This is a genomic window from Pseudarthrobacter sp. NPDC092439 (assembly GCF_044754945.1).
GTDB lineage: Bacteria > Actinomycetota > Actinomycetes > Actinomycetales > Micrococcaceae > Arthrobacter.
Map to the genome: position 1 here is coordinate 908,431 of NZ_JBIVQB010000001.1, position 21,009 is coordinate 929,439.

Here is a 21,009-nt window from a genome sequence, read left to right on the forward strand (position 1 = left end):
ACCAACAAGCCCGCCCCTACGCGATCTTGAGATACACCCGCCGGTCCCCAGTGCCGGCATTAGATAGCCCGCGATCGGCTTCCACTGGACTTGCTTGTGCGCCTGAGCGTGCTCCGGCCCCGCCCCCGGCGGAACCGTTGAGCAGGCAGCGCCATTGCCCAAATGAATAAGGAAACTCCACGTGAGTGAATTGCACACCCACCAGCTCTTGACGGACGAGTCCGGCACCGAAACCATCGAGCCGGAAGAGACCATCATCTCGGACGAGAAACCGCACGAGATCGAGGAGAAGTCCTTCGCCGACTTCAACGTCCGGGACGACATCGTCGCATCCCTGGCTGACGCCGGGATCACGCATCCCTTCCCCATCCAGGCCATGACCCTGCCCGTGGCGCTCTCCGGCCACGACATCATCGGCCAGGCCAAGACCGGTACCGGCAAGACCCTCGGCTTCGGTATCCCGGCCCTCCAGCGCGTTGTGGGACAGGACGATCCCGGCTACGACAAGCTGGCTGTTCCGGGCGCCCCGCAGGCCCTGGTCATCGTCCCCACGCGCGAACTTGCCGTCCAGGTGGCCAATGACCTGCAGACCGCCTCCAGCAAGCGCAATGCCCGCATCGCAACGATCTATGGTGGCCGCGCCTACGAGCCGCAGGTGGAAGCGCTGAAGAACGGCGTCGAGGTCGTCGTCGGCACCCCGGGCCGCCTGATCGACCTGTACCGGCAGAAGCACCTGAGCCTGAAGAACGTGCGGATCGTGGTCCTGGACGAGGCAGACGAGATGCTGGACCTCGGCTTCCTGCCGGATGTGGAGACCATCATCGCCGGCACCCCGGCAGTACGCCAGACGCTGCTGTTCTCCGCCACGATGCCCGGACCGGTGATCGCCATGGCCCGCCGGTACATGACGCAGCCCACGCACATCCGTGCCGCCGACCCCGACGACGAGGGCCTGACCAAGCGCGACATCCGCCAGCTGATCTACCGTGCACACAGCATGGACAAGATCGAGGTAGTGGCCCGGATCCTGCAGGCCAGGGGCCGCGGCCGCACCATCATCTTCACCAAGACCAAGCGGACGGCCGCGAAGGTGTCCGAGGAGCTGGTGGACCGCGGGTTCGCCGCTGCCGCCATCCACGGCGACCTGGGCCAGGGCGCCCGCGAGCAGGCCCTGCGTGCCTTCCGCAACAACAAGGTGGACGTCCTGGTGGCCACGGACGTGGCCGCCCGCGGCATCGACGTTGAGGACGTTACCCACGTGATCAACTACCAGTGCGTTGAAGACGAGAAGATCTACCTGCACCGTGTGGGCCGCACCGGCCGCGCCGGAAACAAGGGCACGGCCGTCACCTTCGTGGACTGGGACGACGTCCCCCGCTGGGCGCTGATCAACAAGGCCCTGGGCCTGAACGTGCCCGAACCGGTGGAAACCTACTCCTCCTCGCCACACCTGTACACGGACCTTGACATTCCCGAGGGCACCAAGGGCCGCCTGCCCCGCGATAAGCGCACCCTGGCCGGCGTGGACGCAGAAGTCCTGGAGGACCTCGGCGAAACCGGCAAGAAGAACGGCCGCGGCGGCCGCGACTCCGGCGCACCCCGTGACCGCGACCGTGAGCGCACCCGTGGTGGCCGTGGCCGCCCGGCACGCAGCGGTGAGTCCCGCGGCACCGAAGGGGCGGGCCGCTCCGGTGAGCGCCGCCGTCGCACCTCCGATGCCGTGGAAGCAGCTGACAACGGCGCGCAGGCGCCCCGCTCCGAGGATGCCCAGCCGTCCCGTGCCCGCCGCACCCGGACGCGCACCCGCCGCCGCAACGGCGAAGTGGTGGCCGGCGACAAGGGCATGCAGCCTGGCGCCGAGGGCTAACAGCGTCGATGACTGACGCTGTTTGGGCGCCGGACGGCGGCAGCCTGGTGGTACACGCGGACAACGCGGACTACCTCCCCACGCTGCCGGACGGCGCCTTCACCCTTATTTATGTGGACCCGCCGTTCAACACGGGCCGGGTGCAGCGCCGCCAGGAGACCCGGATGGTGGCCAACTCCGGTGGCAGCGGGGACCGCGTAGGCTTCAAGGGCCGCTCCTATGACACCATCAAGGGCGCGCTGCACCGCTACGACGACGCGTTCAGCGACTACTGGTCCTTCCTGGAACCGCGGCTCGTGGAGGCCTGGCGCCTGCTGGCCGACGACGGCACGCTGTACCTGCACCTGGACTACCGCGAGGTCCACTACGCCAAGGTCATGCTGGATGCGATCTTCGGCCGGGAGTGCTTCCTGAACGAGATCATCTGGGCCTACGATTACGGCGCGCGTGCCAGGAACCGCTGGCCCACCAAGCACGACAACATCCTTGTCTACGTAAAGAACCCGGCCAAGTACCATTTCGACAGCGCCGAAGTGGACAGGGAACCGTACATGGCTCCCGGCCTGGTGACACCCGCCAAACGCGAGTTGGGAAAACTTCCCACGGACGTGTGGTGGCACACCATCGTCTCTCCGACGGGCAAGGAAAAAACCGGCTATCCCACGCAGAAGCCGGAGGGGCTGGTCCGCCGCGTGGTGGCTGCGTCCAGCCGGCCCGGGGACTGGTGCCTGGACTTCTTCGCAGGCTCCGGGACACTGGGCGCCGTGGCCGGCAAACTGGGGCGGAAGTTCGTGTGCGTGGACCAGAACCAGCCGGCCATCGAGATCATGGCCAAGCGCCTCGGGGCGCACGCCACAGTAGCCGCTTTCCCGCCCAGGTAGGCAGCGCCTGGTGCCCTTTCGGGCCCTGGAAGGACGCTTCGCGCTACCCGGTCGGGAGGGCGGGGCCGGGGCGGACGACGGTGGTCCCGGTCCCCAATTCCTCGATCCTCGCCAGCACCTCCGGTGCAGTCAGGTTCTCGCCGAGCAGGTTTGGCTTACCGGTCCCGTGGTAGTCGGAGGAGCCGGTGACCAGGAGACCATGCCGGGCCGCGAGCCGGCGCAGGTACTCCCGGCCCTCCTCCGGGTTGTCCCGGTGGTCAATCTCCAGGCCCGCCAGGCCGGCGTCGATCATCTCCTGGTAGACGCGCTCCCCCACGATGCGTCCCCGGGAAGACGCCACGGGATGGGCGAAAACCGGAACGCCCCCCGCAGCCCGCACAAGTTCGACGGCAGTGGCGGGGTCGGGAGCGTAGTGCTGGATGAAGTAGCGGGACCTGGAGGTCAGGATCGAGGCGAAGGCTTCCGAGCGGTCCTCCACCACGCCCGCAGCGACCAGCGCATCCGCGATGTGCGGGCGGCCGAGGGTAGCGCCCGGGGCGACATGGTGGATGACGTCGTCCCAGGTCAGCGGATAGTCCTCCGCGAGCAGGGTGACCATCCGCTCCGCGCGGGTGTGCCGCGCGTCCTTGGCCTTGGTGATTTCCTCGAGCAGGCCCGGGTGCTGCGGGTCGTGCAGGTAGCTCAGGAGGTGCACACTGATGCCCTCTTCCGTCCTGCAGGAAACTTCCATGCCCGGTACCAGAGCAACGCCAGACTCCTGCACGGCGGCGGTTGCCTCCGCCCAGCCGTCCGTGGAGTCGTGGTCGGTCAGTGCCACCACATCCAGGCCGGCCCGGGCAGCGGAGGCCATGACGTCGGCGGGTTTCTCCGTACCGTCGGAGACATTGGAGTGGGCATGCAGGTCGATCCTCACCTGTCCAGCCTAGTTGACCCCTCCCCCGCACGGACGCAAGCGCTGTCCACGCCGTTGTTCGCATTCGCCGTGGAGCTGGTGAGACGATGGTGCCGTGAACCATCCCGAAAACACTCCCGCCCCTGCCTCCCAGCCGCTGGATGAGCGCGTCAACAACCGCTCGCAACGGCCCAGTTCCGATGCGTTCAAGGCTTTCATGGCCAGCAACTGGGCCCCGTCCGGCCAGGAGCTGCCTGCGCGCGACGCCGTTGCCGCACATGCCGCGAACCGCCGCACCGCCATTTCCGCCCAGTTCAAGGGCGAACGCCTGGTCATCCCCGCCGGTCCGCTGAAGGTCCGCTCCAATGACTGCGACTACCGCTTCCGGCCTCACTCCGCTTTCGCACACCTCACAGGCCTGGGCCTGGACCATGAACCGGACGCAGTCCTGATTTTGGACCCCGTGGCAGAAGGCACGGGCGACGGCGGCGCGCACCACAGTGCCACGCTGTACTTCCGGCCCCTTGCCGGCCGGGACACGGAGCAGTTCTACGCCGACTCCCGGTCCGGTGAGTTCTGGATCGGTGCCCGCCCCACGCTCGCCGGGTTCGCAGCCCGGCTGGGCCTGAAGACGGCGCACATCGACCAGCTGGAAACGGCCATCACCAAGGACGTCGGAGCGCCGGAAATCGGCGGCATCCCGGTCCGCCTGGTGCGCAAGGTGGACGAAAACATCGACGCCCTGGTGGACACAGCCCGTTACAACACCGCCAAGGACCCGGACAACCTGGATTTCGGGGTGTTCGACGCCCTGGACGAAAAGCTCAGCGAAGCCCTGTCCGAACTGCGTCTGATCAAGGATGAGTGGGAAATCGAGCAGATGAAGCTCGCCGTTTCCGCCACCGTGGAAGGTTTCGAGGAAGTTGTGCGGTCCCTGCCGCGGGCACTCACCCACAGCCGGGGCGAGCGCGTCGTCGAAGGCGCCTTCTTTGCCCGCGCGCGCGAAGTGGGCAATGAGCTGGGATATGACACCATCGCCGCCTCCGGCAACAACGCCACGGTGCTGCACTGGACCCGCAACACCGGCAGGATCAACGCCGGCGAACTGCTGCTGCTCGATGCCGGCGTGGAGGTGGACTCGCTGTACACCGCCGATATCACCCGGACCATCCCTGCCAACGGAGTATTCTCGGACATCCAGCGCAAGGTTTATGAGGCGGTCCTCGAAGCGGCCGACGCCGGCTTCGCCGCCGCGCAGCCCGGCGCCCGCTTCCGGGACATCCACACCGCGGCAACCACCGTGCTGGCGGAACGGCTGGCTGAATGGGGCCTCCTGCCGGTAAGCGTCGAGGAAGCCGTCAGCCCCGAGGGCCAGCAGCACCGGCGCTGGATGCCGCACGGCACCAGCCACCACCTGGGCCTGGACGTCCACGACTGCGCGCAGGCGAAGCGCGAACTCTACCTCGACGGAATCCTCACCGCGGGAATGGTGTTCACGATCGAGCCGGGCCTGTACTTCAAGCGGGAGGACCTGGCGATCCCGGAGGAGTACCGCGGCATCGGCATCAGGATTGAGGACGACATCCTCATGACCGCAGACGGACCGGTCAACCTCAGTGCGGCCCTCCCCCGTGAAGCCCAGGACGTGGAGGACTGGATGGCCGGAATCTACCGCGAGGCCGAAACCGCCTGACCGGTGCAGTTTTTGTCCATTTGGAGGCCGTAAGACAGCCATTCCAAATGGACAGAAACTCCGGGGACCGGGGGTTAGGGGCGGGGTTCGTCTTCAGGCTTGGTTGGAGCGGGCTCCTGCCCGGGCTGCTCGTCGCCTGCCTTGCCGGGTTCGGCGTGCTGCGGCAGCCTGATCCCGTACTGGGGACGTCCGTCCGGAAGGTCCGGGAACCTGACCTTCCGCGCAGGTGCAGAAGGCTGCTGCTGCTGCGCGCCGCCGTCGTTCTGCGGCTGTGGCTGCTGCAGCGCCGGCGGTTCCGGCTGCTGGCGCTGGCCATAGGGGTCGTTCCAGCCCGAGGGCCGGACCGGGCCCTGCTGGGGGCCCTGCTGGTACGGTCCGGGCTGCTGGTACGGTCCGGGCTGCTGCCGCGGATCCGGGTGGCCGTACGGCTGGTACGGCTGGTTCTGGTGCCCGCCCTGCTGGAACGCGGCGTCCGAGCGGTTCATGGGCAGCTGCTGCAGGAGGCGGCGGGCCTCGTGCGCCGCCTCCGGGGAAACGATGACGTCATAACTGGTGGCCACCACCTGGCTGGTGGACGTGAAGTCGCGCTTGCCGCGCTGCATGGCGTAGGTGACGATTCCGAACAGCATGAAGAAGGCCGCACCCATGAGCACCGAGGTCAGGATGGAGAAGTAGCCGGGAGACGGTGCGAAGAAGGACAGCAGGACGCCCACGAAGAGACCGAACCACATGCCGCTCAAGGCCCCGGACAGGGCGACGCGGGGGTAGCTCAGCCGCCCCGTGACGCGCTCGACCATCTTTAGTTCGTTGCCCACGATGGAAACCATGTGAACCGGGAACTGCTGGTCCGCGAGGTAGTCCACGGCCTTTTGGGCATCAAGGTAGGAATTGTACGAACCCACCGTATCGCCGGTGGGAACCGCCCGGGCGTCGTCCATGCCGCCGGGGCCGCCGGCCTTGGGAGCACCAAAAATGTTTGCCATGGTTCCATTCTTGCCCATGGGGATGTGTGCTGCCTGTAAATTCAGCTAAAAGAGAGCAGACTCGGTAGCCTGTAGGAATGAGCACAACTCCCACACGCGTCTTCGTGGCCCGGCTCCTGGGCCTGGACGTCTTCGACCCCCTGGGTGACCGGCTGGGCCGCCTTCGGGACGTGGTTGTGCTCTCCCGCGGGGCCCAGGGAGCGCCGCACGTCGTCGGCATCGTGGTGGAAGTTCCCGGCAAGAAGCGCGTGTTCGTCCCCATGACGCGGATTACCTCCATCGACCAGACGCAGATCATTTGCACCGGCCTGGTCAACCTGCGCCGGTTTGAACAGCGCGGCGCGGAAACCCTGGTGGTGGCCGAGATGTTCGACCGCCGGGTCACCCTGCGCGACGGCAGCGGCGATGCCACCATCGAGGACCTCGCGATGGACCAGCACCGTTCGCGCGACTGGTTCGTGAGCAAGCTGTTCGTCCGCCGCGGCCACTCCCTGTCTCCCCTGAGCCGGCTGCGCCGCAACGAGACGCTGATCATCGACTGGGCTGACGCCCTCCAGGGGCCGCGCACGGAGCCGCAGGCCGCCACCCAGTTCGTGGCGAACCATGAGGACCTGAAGCCTGCGGACTTCGCCGAAGCGCTCCAGGAGATGAGCGACAAACGCCGGTTCGAGGTGGCCAGCGAACTGCAGGACGAACGCCTGGCGGACGTCCTGCAGGAACTCCCCGAAGACGACCAGGTGGAGATCCTCTCCGCCTTGGACGTCCAGCGCGCCGCTGACGTGCTCGAGGAAATGGATCCGGACGACGCCGCAGACCTCCTGGGCGAGCTCCCCTCTGCCCAGGCGGAGGAGCTGCTCCAGCTGATGGAGCCTGAAGGCGCCGAGGACGTCCGCCGCCTCCTGGAGTACGACGAGGACACCGCCGGCGGCCTCATGACGCCCGTACCGGTGATCCTGCCGCCGGAGGCCACCGTGGCCGAGGCTTTGGCCCACGTCCGCCGCGAGGAACTGTCCCCGGCATTGGCCTCCTCCATCTTCATCGCCAGGCCCCCGCTGGAAACCCCCACGGGCAGGTTCCTGGGTGTGGTCCACATTCAGCAGCTGCTCCGCTTCCCGCCGTTCGAACCGCTGGGCAACCTGGTGGATAAGAACCTGGAACCGCTCTCGGACCAGGCCCACATCAGCGAAGTGGCCCGCACCCTGGCCACGTACAACCTGAACTCCTTGCCCGTGGTCAATGACGCCGGCCGGCTGGTGGGGGCGGTGACTGTTGATGACGTCCTGGACCACCTGTTGCCGGATGACTGGCGCGCCCATGATGGCGAAGCCCCGATAAGAAAGCTCGGTGGCCGCATTGGCTGACAACAGCGCTCCCAAGAACCCGAACCAGCGGCCGCACTCCCGCGCTTCAGGCAAGGGCAGCCTGGACACTCCGCTGGCTGGCCGTCAGCGGCTGTTGCCCAAGTTCTCCCCGGACCCGGATGCGTTCGGCCACGCCACTGAAGGCTTCGCCCGTTTTATGGGCACCCCGCAGTTCCTGGTCTACATGACGGTATTCTGCATCTTCTGGCTGGCCTGGAATACCTGGGCGCCTCTGGAATGGCAGTTCGACTCCCGTGACCTGGGTTTCACCCTGCTGACCCTGATGTTGTCCCTGCAGGCCTCCTACGCCGCCCCGCTGCTGCTGTTGGCCCAGAACCGGCAGGATGACCGGGACCGCGTCTCACTCCAGCAGGACCGGCAGCGCGCTGAACGGAACCTCTCGGACACCGAGTACCTGACCCGCGAACTGGCATCACTGCGCATCGCCCTCCGCGAGGTTGCTACCCGCGACTACGTGCGGGCTGAGCTGCGTTCCCTCCTTGAGGACATGCTGGAGGCGCAGGAGGAACTCCGGACGCACGATCCCTCCGGCCCCGGCTCGCACGAGTCCCCCAAGGACAAGGTCAGGGAAAAGCTCAAGGAGCAGCGGGACCGGCAGCGCCAGCCGCGCACGCAGCAGATTCCACGGGTCAAACCCGGACATTCCGCCCAAGACCGTTAATTCCGCACGCTGCGCAATCCGCCGCGTCCACACCGTGAAAGCCGAGCCGCGAACCCCATGAGCTCCTCCGTGGATCCCGCCCCTTCCGAGGCCATCAGCCTGGCGGTCCAGGCCGCGCTGGCCACAGTGATCGACCCCGAGCTCCGCAAACCGATCACGGAACTCGGCATGGTGGAGTCGGTCTCAATCTCCGCCGACGGCCGCGTCTCCGTCGCTGTCCTGCTCACCATTGCCGGCTGCCCGCTCAAGGACACCATCACCGCCGATGCCGGAAAGGCGCTGTCCGCGGTACCGGGCGTGACCGCCGTCGACGTTGAACTGAAGGTGATGAGCCAGGCCCAGCGGGACGCCCTCAAGGAGCAGCTGCGGGGCCCGGGGGGACAGCGCGGCATCCCGTTCAACGCACCCGGATCCCTGACCAAGGTCTTTGCCGTCGCCAGCGGCAAGGGCGGCGTGGGCAAATCGTCGGTCACCGTGAACCTCGCGTGCGCGCTGGCAGCGCAGGGCCTCCGGGTGGGAATCGTGGATGCGGACGTCTACGGCTTTTCCGTGCCCGCCCTGATGGGCATCACCAACGCCCCTACCCGGGTGGACGACATGATCCTGCCGCCGGTCGCCTACGGGGTCAAGGTCATCTCCATCGGCATGTTCGTCAGCGGGAACCAGCCGGTCGCCTGGCGCGGTCCCATGCTCCACCGGGCACTGGAACAGTTCCTGACGGACGTCTACTTCGGCGACCTTGATGCGCTCTTCCTGGACCTGCCGCCCGGGACGGGGGACATAGCGATTTCCGTGGCGCAGCTCCTGCCCAAGGCTGAAATATTGGTGGTCACCACCCCGCAGGCCGCGGCTGCGGATGTCGCGGAGCGTGCCGGTGCGATCGCCACCCAGACGGGCCAGAAGATCGCCGGGGTGGTGGAGAACATGTCCTACCTGGAAATGCCCGACGGCGGCAGGATGGAATTGTTCGGCAGCGGCGGCGGCGCCGTGCTCGCCTCGCGGCTGGCCGGGATGGTGGGTACCGACGTGCCGCTGCTGGGCCAGATCCCGCTGGACATCCAGTTGCGTGAAGGGGGCGACGCCGGCGTCCCGATTGTGCTGGGGCAGCCTGCGACTCCCGCCGCCGCAGCCCTGACCGGGATTGCGGGCCGGCTGGCCGCTCGGCCGCGCGGCCTGGCGGGGCTGAACCTGGGGGTCCAGCCGCGCTGACGCGCGGAACCGTTCAGGTTGCTTCGGTGTCGAAGGGCGCTGCTTCCCCGGCTGCCAGCCGCTGGACCACGCGTTCAGGCCGCCGGGACGCGGCCTCGGCGGCTGCCACACCGGAGGCAGCCGCCACCGCGGCAGGCGCGCCTGCGCTCATGGGCTTGGAATCGTCCTCGAGCAGTGCTTCCTTGATGATGCGGCGGGGATCGTACTGGCGCGGATCGTACTTCTTCCAGTCGACGTCATCGATGTCGATGCCGACCTCGTCCTTGATCTGCTCCCGCGCGCCGGAGGCCATGCGCCGGACTTCCTTGACCACGTTCGCCAGCTTCTGGGTATATTCGGGCAGCCGCTGGGGGCCGATCACCAGGATGCCGATGAGCAGCAGGAGGATGAACTCCGGGCCGTTGATTCCAAACACCCTAGGAAGATTACCCTCTCCGGGCACCGGGCGGCGATTCGATTGCCGGGCGGCTGCCGGCAGCCTAGCGGGCGGGTGCCAGGAGTGCCGAGACCTTCGCCATTCCGCGCTGCAGCCGGGCACCCAGGGAGTCCTCCCCCGGGCCGCCGGGGGACGCATCCGAAGCCGCCCCGGCACCGCCTGAAGCCCGGGCATCCATGACCCTGAGGATGGGCACGGCGTCATCCGCGCGGTCCGCCGGAAGGTCCGACTCGTAGGTAAACGTCCGGCCGTCCGCACGGTAGGTGGCGGTCCACGGTGAGGAGTCCAGCACATGCAGCCTGGCAGTTGCCTGGCCGCCCGGCCCGGGGCCGCGCTGCTCGGTGATCGCGGCATAGTGCGAGCCGTCGCTCAGGCGCAGTTCCACCGCGGGGCGGCCGTCAACGATGACTGCCCGGGCGGACTCCACGTGAAAGCCCATGGCTGCCAGGTCCGGGCAGGCCCAGCCGTCAGAGCGCAGCCGGGATAACTCGACGGCGCTGAGCGTCCGTCCGTCGGCGGGCGTCTGCGCGGAGGCGTGGGACAGCGCTGCAGTTGCGGACTCATCGGCGGGCGGTTCTCCCGCCATGACGAACGCACCCGCGGCCAGGAGGCCCGACGCCGCCACGGTGCCCCCGGCGGCGATGGCAAGGACGCGGACCACCGGGCGCTGTGGCCGGGCGCGCTTCCTGGGTTCCGCGGCGAGTTCGTGGGTCCGCTCCAGCAGGCGCGCGGTCAGGTCATGGCTGGCGGGCGGGATGGGTGCCTGGCGCAGCCGTTCGAGGTACTGCCGTTCGCGGTGCAGGGCAGCCGCACAGTCAGCGCATGCCGACAGGTGGCTGCTGGTGCGCTGGTGCCTGCCGAAGGGGAAACCGGGCTTCATGCGCCGTTCAGAGGATGCCGGCGATGCGCGGCATCGAGAGCTTGCGGCGGGCCTGCTGTGGACGCGGATCACGGTGCGCCAGCTTCTCCCGGAGCATGGTGCGCCCCCGGTGGATGCGGGAGCGGACCGTGCCCAGCTTCACGTCCAGGGCTTCCGCCACCTCGTCATAGGAGAGCCCTTCAAGATCGCAAAGTACGACGGCGGCACGGAAGTCCGGGGGGAGCTCCTCCAGCGCTGCCTGCACGTCGAGGTCCAGGTTGTTCAGCTCGAAGCTCAGTTCGGGGCCGGGTTCGCGGCCGGGCAGGCGGGACTCGGCGTCCTCGGCGAGTGCATCGAACCGGATGCGCGTCCTGCGTCGGGCCTGGTCCAGGAACAGGTTGGTGGTGATGCGGTGCAGCCAGCCGTCCAGCGTGCCGGGCTTGAAGTTCTCCAGGGAGCGGAACACCCGGACGAAAACCTCCTGGGTGAGGTCCTCGGCGTCGTACTTGTTGCCGGTGAGGCGGTAGGCGAGCCGGTAGACCTTGGCGGAGTGGTTGGTCACCACTTCCTCCCAAGTGGGACGGACCCACTCGGTTTCATGTTGGTTTACTGCAGGGACAGGTGCCACAACTGATGATGACATCGTCCACTCCCCTCGTGGAATGCTTTCGCCCGGATACTGTTGACATCTCTGATTCGGCGCCGGCCACCTTTTGGATGTGCGGATATTCATCATGTCAAACCTGGCTGGGAATTTCCTGACCGCAGCAGGCACCGCGCCGCCGCCGGGACACCCTGCAGGTCCGAGGGTCCACGGCCGGAACCAGTAGGCTGTAGGAGACATTCCCCTGCCGCCCAGAAAGCGAATTCCCATGAGCGCCGACAAATCCACCAGCTGGTCCTTCGCAGAGAATCTGCCCGCTGAGGATGAGGTCATGCTGCGCGCCCGGGAACGGTCCTTCGAACTGGGCGTCAACGCCGTCAGCCCCGGCGTGGGTGCGGTCCTCACCGTCCTCGCGGCGGCGTCGAAAGCCCAGACCGCCGTCGAAATCGGCACCGGCGCCGGCGTTTCCGGCGTCTGCCTCCTGCGCGGCCTTGGCCAGCAGGCGGTCCTGACCACTATCGACGTTGACGTAGAGCACCTGAAGGCCGCCCGGGAAGCGTATGCGGAGGCCGGGAGCCCCGCCAACCGGACCCGCACCATCTCCGGCCGGGCCGGCGATGTGCTGCCCCGCCTCACGGACGGCGCCTACGATCTGGTGTTTATCGACGCGGACAAGCCGGGTGTTCCCGGCTATGTGGAGCAGGCCATCCGGCTGCTCAAACGCTCCGGCATGTTGATTATCAACGACGCCCTCGACAAGGACCGGGTGGCCAACCCCGCAGGCCGTGAGCCGAACACCGTGGTGCTGCGCCAGGTAGGAAAGGCCATCCGGGACGACGAGCGGCTGGCGTCGGCCATGCTTCCTACCGGCGACGGGCTGCTGGTGGCCGTCAAGAAGTAGCCTGGAAACAGGACAGGGCCCGCAGCCTGCTGGCCGCGGACCCTGTCCGGCATGATTATTCGGTAACGCCCACCAGGCATTCCTTCAGGTTCGCCGCTTCCGCAGCGTTGAGCTCGACCACGAGACGCCCGCCGCCTTCGAGCGGGACGCGCATGATCAGGCTGCGGCCCTCCTTGGTGACTTCCATTGGGCCGTCGCCGGTGCGTGGTTTCATAGCCGCCATGAGGAATTCCCTCCAATTAGTCCCAGGACTGATCAGCCCGGGCGGGCTGTGTCCGCATGTCGATCATGCTTGCTCCGGGGACGTGGTCGCCACGTGCCGGGGCTGCGCGTACTCTGAATGCTTTTTGTCCTTGCTTGCTTATCATTATCCCGGAATTACCCGCCCGTAGCTAATCGATGGATATTTTCGGGAGCACCGCGCCGCGGCCTTGACACCGGCTCCCGCAGCGGTCCGTGTGGCGGCCCTTTACGGCGGATAGTCCCCCCCGCCGGGCAGTTGGGCCCATGCCCACAGCCACACGATCCAGACGGTCTGGAGCAGCACGAACATGAGGACCACCGTCCACCGGTACGCCCGGGACCGCGACACCAGGGCGGCGGCCAGCGCAAGCGGGAAAAGCGGCAGCAGCATGCGGAAAGTGCTGGTCTGCGGGTGCAGGAACACCAGCAGGTAGCCCATGTAGCAGGCGCACCAGAGCCGGAGTTCGGCGCCGAGCCGGACCACCGGAGCCAGGAACAGTGCTCCGCCAAAAAGGGCGGCGAAGACAAACGGCGCGGCCAGTCCCAACACGGGGCCAAAAAGGTCGACGCCGGTGTCGAACCAGGGCTTGAACGGCACCAGGTCGTGTCCGCGCCAGACTGTTTCGGTCTTGGTGTAGGCAACCGGGTCTCCGGTGGTCAGCCAAGCGATGGCGGGCCAGGCCAGAGCGGACACAGCCGCGACGGCGGCAAGCACCGCGAGCTCCGCCAGGCTGCGGAAGGTGCGGGGTGCTCCATCCCCGCCGCGCCGCCGTCGAACGTACTCAATGGCGCGGGCGGCGACGAGCAGCCCCAGCATGGCAGCAAAAGGAACCCCCACCGGCCGGGACAGGCAGAGCAGCACCACCACCGGCACCGCCCGCAGGTACTGCCCGCGGAGGACCAGGAGCAGGGCTCCTGCGAGCAGGAGCAGCGAGAGCGGCTCCGCGTAGGGAACCTGGAGCACCGCGGAGACCGGGAACGTTGCGAAGAACGCCACGCCCCACAGCGCCGCCCCGTGCTGCGCCCGTTGCCGGAACAGCGCGTAGGCCGTCAGCGCGGCGCCCCAGCCGGCCAGCATGGCAACGAGCGTGAGCGAAGCCCCCGTGGCGAGGCCCGTGAGCTGGCTGAGGCCACCGGCCAGGAGCGGAAACAGGGGATAGAAAGCCCACGCATTTTCCTGGACGTTGCCGGACTCATCCGTGGGGAGGACTCGGGGGTAGCCGTTGGTGACCACTTCGCCGTACCAGCGGGCGTCCCAGATATTGATGAAGTTCCAGTAGTCCGGCCCGGCGGGAAACCAGGGGCTGGTCCCCTGCTGAAGGGCCGCTGCCATAAAAATGCAGGCGGAGGCCAGCCTGGCAGCCACATAGAGGACGGTGACCTGGAACCACCACGGCCAGCCCCGCGCCGCCTCCACCGCCCGCCGGGCGAAGTGGCGCAACGGCGCGGCCGGTACCGGCCGCCGTTCCTGGCCCTGTTCCACGGCGTCCTGCTCCGCGGCTCTCACGCGGAATCCTGCTCCGCGGGGCGCCGGCTGCGGAGCTCTTCGATCTCGGCCTCCCTGGCGGCGAGCTGGTTCCGCAGGTCGTCCAGTACCTGGTCCACCTGGTCCATGCGGTAGCCGCGCAGGCCCACGGAGAACCGGACCCGGTCCACATCCTCCGGAGTGGCGTGGGACGGCAGCAACACCGGAGGGAGGTTGGCAGGCGGCTGGGGCAGGCCGCCATCCAGCAGCACGGGCAGGGGCCGGTCGGCAGCACGGCCGGCACCGGCCTCACCTACCGCGCCCGGCCGGCGGCCCAGGCCGGTCCACAGGACGGCGCCCACCAGCGCGATGGCCAGGAAAACCAGAAAGAAGCTCACGGCTCCATCGTGCCAGATGCTGCCCCCGCCCCCGCGTCCGCCGAAACCTACTCCGGGCGCTGTTCACCGTTCGGCGAGGGCGTGACGGCCTCGTTCAGCACGCGCTCCACGGCTTCTGCCGGATCGTCAACAAGCTGGATGAGATCCAGGTCCTTCTCGGAGACCATCCCTTCAGCCACCAGGGTTCCCCGGATCCACTCGATCATCGGCCCCCAGAAGTCGACGCCGAGGAGCACGATCGGGAAGGACGTGACCTTCCGTGTCTGGACCAGGACCATTGCCTCAAACAACTCGTCCAGCGTCCCCAGGCCGCCCGGGAGGACGATGAAGCCCTGCGCGTACTTGACGAACATGGTCTTGCGGGCGAAGAAGTACCGGAAGTTGATGCCCAGGTCCACCCACTGGTTGAGCCCTTGCTCGAAGGGAAGCTCGATCCCCAGCCCGACGGATACCCCGTTACCCTCCACCGCACCGCGGTTGGCAGCTTCCATGGACCCCGGACCTCCGCCGGTGATGACGGCAACGCCGGCCTCGGCAAGCTTGCGGCCCACCTCCACGCCCATCTCGTAGTAGGCACTGCCCGGTTTGGTCCGGGCGGAGCCGAACACACTGACCGCCTTGCCGACGTCCGCCAGCGCACCGAACCCTTCGACGAACTCGCTTTGGATGCGCAGGACCCGCCACGGGTCGGTGTGCACGAACTGTCCCGGCCCCTTGGTATCGAGGAGATGCTGGTCCGACATTTCCACGGCGGCCTGTTTGCGTCGGAACTCCAAAGGGCCCTTGCGCCGGGGCTGGAAATTCCTCGTCGGATCTGCATCGATGCTCATTCCCCTAGGCTAGCCTCCCCCGGCAGGTATCTCTTGAATCACGATCCCCGCCAGGATGGGGTGATAGCCGTCATAAACGGCGAATGTTCGCTAGATTCGTCTTATGACTACTCATGTGCCCGGCGATTCCCTCGTCTCCCTGAACGCCGTAAACAAGCATTACGGCCAGCTGCACGTTTTGAAGGACATCAATCTTCAGGTCCGCAAGGGCGAAGTTGTTGTGGTCATCGGTCCTTCGGGATCCGGTAAGTCCACGCTTTGCCGCGCGATCAACCGTCTGGAGACCATCGAGGGCGGAACCATCAGCATCGATGGGAAGGTGCTTCCCGAGGAAGGCAAGGAACTCGCGCAGCTCCGGGCCGACGTCGGAATGGTCTTCCAGTCCTTCAACCTGTTCGCGCACAAGACCATCCTGGAAAACGTCACCCTTGGCCCCATCAAGGTCAAGGGCGTGTCCAAGGCCGAGGCGGAGAAGGACGCCATGGCCCTGCTGGAACGGGTGGGCGTGGGCCACCAGGCCCCCAAGCTCCCGGCCCAGCTCTCCGGCGGCCAGCAGCAGCGTGTTGCCATTGCCCGTGCACTGGCCATGAAGCCCAAGGTGATGCTTTTTGACGAGCCCACCTCGGCCCTGGACCCGGAAATGATCAACGAAGTCCTTGACGTGATGGTCCAGCTCGCCAAGGAAGGCATGACCATGATCGTGGTTACCCACGAGATGGGCTTCGCCCGCAAGGCCGCGGACCGCGTGGTCTTCATGGCAGACGGCCAGATCGTTGAGGACGACACCCCGGAAGAGTTCTTCACCAACCCGAAGAGCGACAGGGCCAAGGACTTCCTGTCCAAGCTCCTTACCCACTGATTCACCCAAGAACAACCACACTCCCGTTCGCATCACGGCCGTGACCCACGGCCACCAATGAAAGGAATGTCAATGAAGGCATTTATGAGCCGGCGCAAGTCGTTCATCGTGGCAGCCACCGCTGCCCTCGCCCTGTCCCTGAGCGCCTGTGGGGGCGGTGACTCCGGCAGCGCCCCCAAGGTTGAGGACAAGCCGAGCTTCGCCGCAGGCACCACCATGGAGAAGCTCTCCAAGGCCGGCACCATCAAGATCGGCACCAAGTTTGACCAGCCGCTGTTCGGCCAGGTCGGTCTGGACAACAAGCCGGTCGGTTTCGACGTTGAAATCGGCAAGCTGATCGCCGCCAAGCTGGGTATCCCGGCGGACAAGATCGAATGGTCCGAAACCGTCTCCGCCAACCGCGAACCGTTCATCGAACAGGGCAAGGTTGACCTGGTCATCGCCACCTACACGATCAACGACAAGCGCAAGAAGGTTGTCAGCTTCGCGGGCCCGTACTACGAAGCCGGCCAGGCCCTGATGGTGAACAAGGACAACGACTCCATCAAGAAGCCCGAGGACGTCAAGGGCAAGAAGGTCTGCTCGGTCACCGGCTCCACCCCGGCCGCCACGATCGTGGAGAAGTACGGCGCAGTGCTGGTTCCGGCCGCCACCTACTCCGCCTGCCTGGAGCCGCTGCGCAACAAGCAGGTTGAAGCCATCACCACCGACAACGTGATCCTCGCCGGTTTCGTTGATAAGGAGCCGGATGCCTTCAAGCTCGCTTCCGACGAGACCTTCACCAAGGAGCCCTACGGCATCGGCCTGAAGAAGGACGACACCGAGTTCCGCAACTGGATCAACGACCAGCTGGAAGGGTTCGAAGAGGACGGCTCGTACAAGAAGGCCTGGGAGGACACCGCGGGCGCTGTCATCAAGACTGCCCCCGAGCTGCCCGAGCTTGACCGTTACTAAGTCACCCTGGTCTTGCCGGGGCCGGTCCGCCGGCCCCGGCAACTTTCCGTCTCCACACCCGTCCACTCCCAGAGCCGAAGGATCCTATGGACGTCATCCTTGAAAACCTGCCCCTGTATTGGGAAGGTTTTCTCCGCACACTCTTCCTCTCCGCCGTCTCCGGCGTCATCGCCCTGGTACTCGGCACCCTGCTCGCAGCGGCCAGGGTCTCTCCCGTAGCGGCGCTCCGGGGCTTCAGCATGATCTACGTCGAGGTTCTGCGGAACACCCCGTTGACCATTGCCTTCTTCTTCGCTGCGATCGTCCTCCCCAGGCTCGGGGTCAAGTTTGAGCAGTTCGAAGTCGCCGCGATTATCGCACTGAGCACGTACACGGCAGCCTTCATCGCCGAAGCTGTGCGCTCCGGCGTCAACAGCGTGCCCGTTGGCCAGGCTGAGGCCGCCCGCAGCATCGGCATGAAGTTCGGCCAGGTACTGAACCTGATCATCCTGCCGCAGGCGCTGCGGACGGTGATCCCGCCGTTGATCAACATCCTGATCGCACTCGTCAAGAACTCCTCCGTTGCCGGCGCGTTCTTCGTCCTCGAACTGTTCGGCTACGGCCGCCAGCTGGCGAACGCCAACGGCGACGCCGTTATCGCGGTGCTCCTGGGCACGGCCTTCTTCTATCTGCTCCTCACCGTTCCGCTCGGCATCCTGGCCAGCACGGTGGAACGAAAGGTGGCGATCGCCCGATGAGCTCCGTCCTTTACGACGTTCCGGGTCCCAAGGCCCGCCGTGTTTCCCTGATCGGATCGATTGTTGGTTCGGTGCTGATCCTCGGCCTGCTGGCCTGGATCATCATGACCCTGGCACAGCAAGGCATCTTCGAGGGCCGCCGCTGGCAGATCTTCACGCGTGGCGATGTCTGGACCCTCCTGGCCAACGGCATGGGCGCCACGCTCAGTGCCGCCGCGCTTGCCGCTGTCATCGCCTTCCCCCTGGGTCTGGCGCTGACGCTGCTGCGGATCTCCGACGCGGCCTTCCTGCGGGTGCCCACCCGTATCGTGCTGGAATTCCTGCGCGGCATGCCCGTGGTCCTGATGATGCTGTTCGTCCTCCTGGGCTTCGGCACCTCGCCGTTCATCGCCGTCGTCACCGGCCTGGTGCTGTACAACTCGGCGGTGTTCTCCGAAATCATCCGCGCGGGCATCCAGTCGCTGCCCAAGGGGCAGCGTGAAGCGGGCCTGGCCATTGGCCTGACGAGCTTCAAGTCCCGCATGCTGATTGAACTCCCGCAGGCGATCCGGCGCATGATGCCCTCGCTCGTGGCACAGCTTGTAGTGCTCCTGAAGGACACCTCGCTCGGCTACATCGTGGCGTACGGCGAACTGCTCCGCGCCGTCCAGGTCATGGCGGACTTCCTGGGCACGCAGTACCTGTTCCCGGTCTTCTTCGTGGCCGCCGCGATTTACATCGCCATCAATATCGCCGTCTCGCGGCTGGCGGTATGGATCGAGCGCCGCGGCTCCAAGAAGGCGGCAGGCGGTACGGCTCCGGCCGAGCCTGAGGCCATCGAGGCAGCCGCGCCTTAGCGTTGCAGCGGAAAGGTCCGGAACCCTTCGGGGTTCCGGACCTTTTTCGTTGCCGGATCAGGCGGCGTTCCCGGCCGGGCGTTGGCCTAGGCTGCGAGCCACTTCCGCAGGGCGGCAAGGCAGGCGCGGATGGCATCCGCGTGGACGTGTTCGTTGTCCTTGTGCGCCAGCAGCGCATCGCCAGGTCCAAAATTCACCGCGGGGACGCCCAGTGCGCTGAAGCGCGCGACGTCGGTCCAGCCGTATTTGGGTTTAGGCTCAGCTCCCACGGCGTCCACGAAGGACGCGGCGGCAGGATGGTTCAGTCCCGGCCGGGCGCCGGCGGCGGCGTCGGTGCGTACCACCTCGAACCCCTCCAGGAGTTCGCGCACGTGAGCCTCGGCCTGCTCCGGAGTTTTGTCCGGCGCGAACCGATAGTTGATCTCCACTACGCAGCGGTCCGGGATGACGTTCCCGGCGGTGCCGCCCTTGATCCTCACGGCGTTCAGGCTTTCGCGATAGTCCAGCCCGTCCACGGCGACGGTCTTCGGCTGGTACTCCGCCAGCCGGGCCAGGATGGGGGCGGCCGCATGGATGGCATTGCTGCCCATCCATGCGCGGGCCGAGTGGGCGGACTCGCCCACGGTGACGGCCTCGAACCGGCTGGTGCCGTTGCAGCCGCCCTCAACGGTTCCGTCCGTCGGCTCCAGGAGAATGGCAAAGTCGCCGTGCAGCAGGTCGCCATGGTTACGGACCAGGCGTCCCAGTCCGCTCTTCGAGCCTTCCACCTCCTCGTGGTCGTAGAAGACGAAGGTGACGTCCCGCCCCGGCTGCCTGCCGTCGTCGAACATTGTTGCTGCCAGCGCGAGCTGGACCGCAACGCCGCCCTTCATGTCCGTGGCGCCCCGCCCATAAAGGATGCCCTCCCCCGGTACACCTGACTCCCATGTGGATGGCACAGTGCCCTTGGACCCCGGGGCGAGCGGAAGGGGTACGGTGTCCAGGTGTCCGGCGAGGATGACCCGCTCGGAAAGCCCCAGTTCCGTGCGCGCGACGATGGCGTCACCGTCCCGGAGAACCGTCAGCTGCGGTATCTTCAGCAGCGCCGCCTCCACCGCATCGGCCAGCCGGCGCTCGTTGCCCGAGACACTCTCTATGTCCATCAGGGCCGCAGTCAGCAGCGACACATCCTGCCGCAGGTCCAGGGCAATGGAGCCGGAAAGGTCAGGAACGGGCTGGGGCGCAGTTTCGGCAGTCACGAAGCCAGTCTAGTTCGAACGGCGCCCCGGCCCATCGATAGACTGGAGAACATGACTGAGACCGCTTCCTCCGCCGTGCCCGAAACCTCGAACCCTGCTGCTGACCGCTCCGCCTGGGGCTTCGGTATTGCCACTATGGCCACCGCTGCCGGGGGCGCCACCATGCTGGATGCCTGGTTCCCCGCGCCGTCCCTTGGCGTGGCCGCCGATAACCTGCGCGACGTGGAACACGCCGACGAGGTGCTCACGCAGATCGCCGAGGGCGGCGCGGACGCGGACCGCGGGACCGAGCAGAAGGTGGTGTTTGTCCAGATCAACCTGGACGAGGCACCCGCTGACACCGCTGATGCCTACCTCCGCCTCCACCTGCTTTCGCACCGGCTGGTCCGGCCCAACACCATCAACCTGGACGGCATCTTCGGAAAGCTGCCCAACGTCGTCTGGACCAACTTCGGCCCCGCAGCGGTGGACGGTTTTGAACTGACGCGCGCCCGCCTCCGCCGCCGCGGCACCGTCACCGTCTACGGGGTGGACAAGTTCCCGCGCATGGTGGACTACGTGGTGCCCACCGGCGTGCGGATTGCCGACGCCGACCGGGTGCGCCTCGGTGCACACCTCGCCGAAGGCACAACCGTCATGCACGAAGGCTTCGTCAACTTCAATGCCGGCACCCTGGGCACCTCCATGGTGGAAGGCCGCATCTCGGCGGGCGTGGTCACCGGGGACGGCAGCGATGTCGGCGGCGGCGCCTCGATCATGGGCACCCTCTCGGGCGGCGGCAAGGAAAAGATCACCATCGGCGAGCGGGTCCTGCTCGGTGCCAACTCCGGCGTGGGCATCAGCATCGGCGATGACTCCGTGGTGGAAGCCGGGCTCTACGTCACCGCCGGCACCCGGGTCCGTGTGCCCGGTCCCAAGGACGAGGTGGGCGAGGACACCACCAAGATCGTCAAGGCCGCCGAGCTCTCGGGCGTTCCCAACCTGCTGTTCCGGCGCAATTCCACCACGGGCGCTGTTGAGGCGCTCCCCCGCAAGGGACAGACCGTGGAGCTGAACGACGCGCTCCACGCCAACTGATCCC

Annotated in this window: 22 protein-coding genes; 12 read left to right on the top strand and 10 right to left on the bottom strand. The window is 66.9% G+C overall.

Translation table 11 applies throughout. From position 1 onward, the window contains the following. The first annotated feature begins 181 nt into the window (after positions 1–181). A complete protein-coding gene (locus ACIQCM_RS04210; RefSeq protein WP_400603161.1) occupies positions 182–1,867 on the top strand; it encodes a DEAD/DEAH box helicase in 1,686 nt (561 codons plus the stop codon). 8 nt (positions 1,868–1,875) lie between these two features. Beyond that, the gene (locus ACIQCM_RS04215; protein ID WP_400603160.1) at positions 1,876–2,748 is read left to right on the top strand and encodes a DNA-methyltransferase; all 873 of its coding nucleotides are present in this window, start codon (positions 1,876–1,878) and stop codon (positions 2,746–2,748) included. Between the two features lie 43 nt (positions 2,749–2,791). Here ACIQCM_RS04215 and ACIQCM_RS04220 read toward each other — a convergent pair whose 3' ends face one another. Beyond that, positions 2,792–3,661, bottom strand: a complete 870-nt coding sequence (locus ACIQCM_RS04220) for a PHP domain-containing protein (RefSeq protein ID WP_400603159.1) — start codon at positions 3,659–3,661, stop codon at positions 2,792–2,794. Between the two features lie 94 nt (positions 3,662–3,755). Here ACIQCM_RS04220 and ACIQCM_RS04225 point away from each other — a divergent pair, with 94 nt between their 5' ends. Then, complete coding sequence (locus ACIQCM_RS04225) at positions 3,756–5,333, top strand: aminopeptidase P family protein (protein WP_400603158.1); 1,578 nt, start codon at positions 3,756–3,758, stop codon at positions 5,331–5,333. Positions 5,334–5,407: 74 nt separating this feature from the next. On the opposite strand, the gene ACIQCM_RS04230 is transcribed toward ACIQCM_RS04225, so the two are convergent. Continuing rightward, complete coding sequence (locus ACIQCM_RS04230) at positions 5,408–6,316, bottom strand: general stress protein (protein WP_400603157.1); 909 nt, start codon at positions 6,314–6,316, stop codon at positions 5,408–5,410. A 77-nt stretch (positions 6,317–6,393) separates the two neighbouring features. Here ACIQCM_RS04230 and ACIQCM_RS04235 point away from each other — a divergent pair, with 77 nt between their 5' ends. The 3 genes from ACIQCM_RS04235 to ACIQCM_RS04245 are packed head-to-tail and all read left to right on the top strand — an operon-like array spanning position 6,394 to position 9,568. Further along, positions 6,394–7,677, top strand: coding sequence for a magnesium transporter MgtE N-terminal domain-containing protein (locus tag ACIQCM_RS04235; RefSeq protein WP_400603156.1), 1,284 nt, complete (start codon positions 6,394–6,396; stop codon positions 7,675–7,677). Further along, positions 7,661–8,359: a DUF1003 domain-containing protein gene (locus ACIQCM_RS04240; protein WP_400603155.1), complete on the top strand. Its 699-nt coding sequence runs from the start codon at positions 7,661–7,663 to the stop codon at positions 8,357–8,359. The genes ACIQCM_RS04235 and ACIQCM_RS04240 overlap by 17 nt, the downstream gene beginning before the upstream one ends. A gap of 57 nt (positions 8,360–8,416) precedes the next feature. Next, entirely contained in the window at positions 8,417–9,568 is a 1,152-nt protein-coding gene (locus ACIQCM_RS04245) for an Mrp/NBP35 family ATP-binding protein (RefSeq protein WP_400603154.1), read from the top strand. Between the two features lie 13 nt (positions 9,569–9,581). Here the strand turns inward: ACIQCM_RS04245 and ACIQCM_RS04250 are convergent, their stop codons facing one another. The 3 genes from ACIQCM_RS04250 to sigE all read right to left on the bottom strand — a co-directional run bounded on the left by ACIQCM_RS04250 (position 9,582) and on the right by sigE (position 11,506). Continuing rightward, positions 9,582–9,983: a Sec-independent protein translocase TatB gene (locus ACIQCM_RS04250; protein ID WP_400603153.1), complete on the bottom strand. Its 402-nt coding sequence runs from the start codon at positions 9,981–9,983 to the stop codon at positions 9,582–9,584. Positions 9,984–10,047: 64 nt separating this feature from the next. After that, a complete protein-coding gene (locus ACIQCM_RS04255; RefSeq protein ID WP_400603152.1) occupies positions 10,048–10,884 on the bottom strand; it encodes an anti-sigma factor in 837 nt (278 codons plus the stop codon). Positions 10,885–10,891: 7 nt separating this feature from the next. Next, positions 10,892–11,506, bottom strand: coding sequence for an RNA polymerase sigma factor SigE (sigE, locus tag ACIQCM_RS04260; RefSeq protein ID WP_400603151.1), 615 nt, complete (start codon positions 11,504–11,506; stop codon positions 10,892–10,894). 229 nt (positions 11,507–11,735) lie between these two features. On the opposite strand from sigE, the gene ACIQCM_RS04265 reads away from it, so the two are divergent. Further along, positions 11,736–12,368, top strand: a complete 633-nt coding sequence (locus tag ACIQCM_RS04265) for an O-methyltransferase (RefSeq protein WP_400603150.1) — start codon at positions 11,736–11,738, stop codon at positions 12,366–12,368. Between the two features lie 55 nt (positions 12,369–12,423). On the opposite strand, the gene ACIQCM_RS04270 is transcribed toward ACIQCM_RS04265, so the two are convergent. The 4 genes from ACIQCM_RS04270 to ACIQCM_RS04285 all read right to left on the bottom strand — a co-directional run bounded on the left by ACIQCM_RS04270 (position 12,424) and on the right by ACIQCM_RS04285 (position 15,304). After that, complete coding sequence (locus ACIQCM_RS04270; RefSeq protein ID WP_009357720.1) at positions 12,424–12,591, bottom strand: DUF3117 domain-containing protein; 168 nt, start codon at positions 12,589–12,591, stop codon at positions 12,424–12,426. A gap of 246 nt (positions 12,592–12,837) precedes the next feature. Continuing rightward, positions 12,838–14,052 carry a hypothetical protein gene (locus tag ACIQCM_RS04275; protein ID WP_400604237.1) on the bottom strand — a complete coding sequence of 405 codons (1,215 nt, stop codon included), beginning with the start codon at positions 14,050–14,052 and terminating at the stop codon, positions 12,838–12,840. 62 nt (positions 14,053–14,114) lie between these two features. Beyond that, a complete protein-coding gene (locus tag ACIQCM_RS04280) occupies positions 14,115–14,474 on the bottom strand; it encodes a DivIVA domain-containing protein (RefSeq protein WP_400603149.1) in 360 nt (119 codons plus the stop codon). A 47-nt stretch (positions 14,475–14,521) separates the two neighbouring features. Continuing rightward, complete coding sequence (locus ACIQCM_RS04285; protein WP_400603148.1) at positions 14,522–15,304, bottom strand: TIGR00730 family Rossman fold protein; 783 nt, start codon at positions 15,302–15,304, stop codon at positions 14,522–14,524. 103 nt (positions 15,305–15,407) lie between these two features. On the opposite strand from ACIQCM_RS04285, the gene ACIQCM_RS04290 reads away from it, so the two are divergent. The 4 genes from ACIQCM_RS04290 (at position 15,408) to ACIQCM_RS04305 (ending at position 18,690) form a co-directional block, all read left to right on the top strand. Beyond that, on the top strand, positions 15,408–16,163 hold the full coding sequence (locus tag ACIQCM_RS04290) for an amino acid ABC transporter ATP-binding protein (protein ID WP_377214789.1): 756 nt from the start codon (positions 15,408–15,410) through the stop codon (positions 16,161–16,163). Positions 16,164–16,235: 72 nt separating this feature from the next. Further along, a complete protein-coding gene (locus tag ACIQCM_RS04295; RefSeq protein ID WP_400603147.1) occupies positions 16,236–17,117 on the top strand; it encodes a glutamate ABC transporter substrate-binding protein in 882 nt (293 codons plus the stop codon). A gap of 86 nt (positions 17,118–17,203) precedes the next feature. Continuing rightward, positions 17,204–17,854: an amino acid ABC transporter permease gene (locus tag ACIQCM_RS04300; protein WP_400603146.1), complete on the top strand. Its 651-nt coding sequence runs from the start codon at positions 17,204–17,206 to the stop codon at positions 17,852–17,854. Then, positions 17,851–18,690: an amino acid ABC transporter permease gene (locus ACIQCM_RS04305; protein WP_400603145.1), complete on the top strand. Its 840-nt coding sequence runs from the start codon at positions 17,851–17,853 to the stop codon at positions 18,688–18,690. The genes ACIQCM_RS04300 and ACIQCM_RS04305 overlap by 4 nt, the downstream gene beginning before the upstream one ends. 86 nt (positions 18,691–18,776) lie before the next feature. Here the strand turns inward: ACIQCM_RS04305 and dapE are convergent, their stop codons facing one another. After that, complete coding sequence (gene dapE, locus ACIQCM_RS04310) at positions 18,777–19,928, bottom strand: succinyl-diaminopimelate desuccinylase (RefSeq protein WP_400603144.1); 1,152 nt, start codon at positions 19,926–19,928, stop codon at positions 18,777–18,779. A gap of 51 nt (positions 19,929–19,979) precedes the next feature. On the opposite strand from dapE, the gene dapD reads away from it, so the two are divergent. Next, positions 19,980–21,005, top strand: coding sequence for a 2,3,4,5-tetrahydropyridine-2,6-dicarboxylate N-succinyltransferase (gene dapD, locus ACIQCM_RS04315; protein WP_400603143.1), 1,026 nt, complete (start codon positions 19,980–19,982; stop codon positions 21,003–21,005). Positions 21,006–21,009 lie beyond the last annotated feature (4 nt).

What these genes read in the sequence shown, in the direction of transcription:
- ACIQCM_RS04215 (WP_400603160.1), top strand. Translation starts at nt 1,876, where the DNA reads ATGACTGACGCTGTTTGGGCGCCGGACGGCGGCAGCCTGGTGGTACAC.
- ACIQCM_RS04230 (WP_400603157.1), bottom strand. Translation starts at nt 6,316, where the DNA reads ATGGCAAACATTTTTGGTGCTCCCAAGGCCGGCGGCCCCGGCGGCATG.
- ACIQCM_RS04235 (WP_400603156.1), top strand. Translation starts at nt 6,394, where the DNA reads ATGAGCACAACTCCCACACGCGTCTTCGTGGCCCGGCTCCTGGGCCTG.
- ACIQCM_RS04245 (WP_400603154.1), top strand. Translation starts at nt 8,417, where the DNA reads ATGAGCTCCTCCGTGGATCCCGCCCCTTCCGAGGCCATCAGCCTGGCG.
- ACIQCM_RS04255 (WP_400603152.1), bottom strand. Translation starts at nt 10,884, where the DNA reads ATGAAGCCCGGTTTCCCCTTCGGCAGGCACCAGCGCACCAGCAGCCAC.
- sigE (WP_400603151.1), bottom strand. Translation starts at nt 11,506, where the DNA reads ATGTCATCATCAGTTGTGGCACCTGTCCCTGCAGTAAACCAACATGAA.
- ACIQCM_RS04265 (WP_400603150.1), top strand. Translation starts at nt 11,736, where the DNA reads ATGAGCGCCGACAAATCCACCAGCTGGTCCTTCGCAGAGAATCTGCCC.
- ACIQCM_RS04270 (WP_009357720.1), bottom strand. Translation starts at nt 12,591, where the DNA reads ATGGCGGCTATGAAACCACGCACCGGCGACGGCCCAATGGAAGTCACC.
- ACIQCM_RS04285 (WP_400603148.1), bottom strand. Translation starts at nt 15,304, where the DNA reads ATGAGCATCGATGCAGATCCGACGAGGAATTTCCAGCCCCGGCGCAAG.
- ACIQCM_RS04290 (WP_377214789.1), top strand. Translation starts at nt 15,408, where the DNA reads ATGACTACTCATGTGCCCGGCGATTCCCTCGTCTCCCTGAACGCCGTA.
- ACIQCM_RS04295 (WP_400603147.1), top strand. Translation starts at nt 16,236, where the DNA reads ATGAAGGCATTTATGAGCCGGCGCAAGTCGTTCATCGTGGCAGCCACC.
- ACIQCM_RS04300 (WP_400603146.1), top strand. Translation starts at nt 17,204, where the DNA reads ATGGACGTCATCCTTGAAAACCTGCCCCTGTATTGGGAAGGTTTTCTC.
- ACIQCM_RS04305 (WP_400603145.1), top strand. Translation starts at nt 17,851, where the DNA reads ATGAGCTCCGTCCTTTACGACGTTCCGGGTCCCAAGGCCCGCCGTGTT.
- dapD (WP_400603143.1), top strand. Translation starts at nt 19,980, where the DNA reads ATGACTGAGACCGCTTCCTCCGCCGTGCCCGAAACCTCGAACCCTGCT.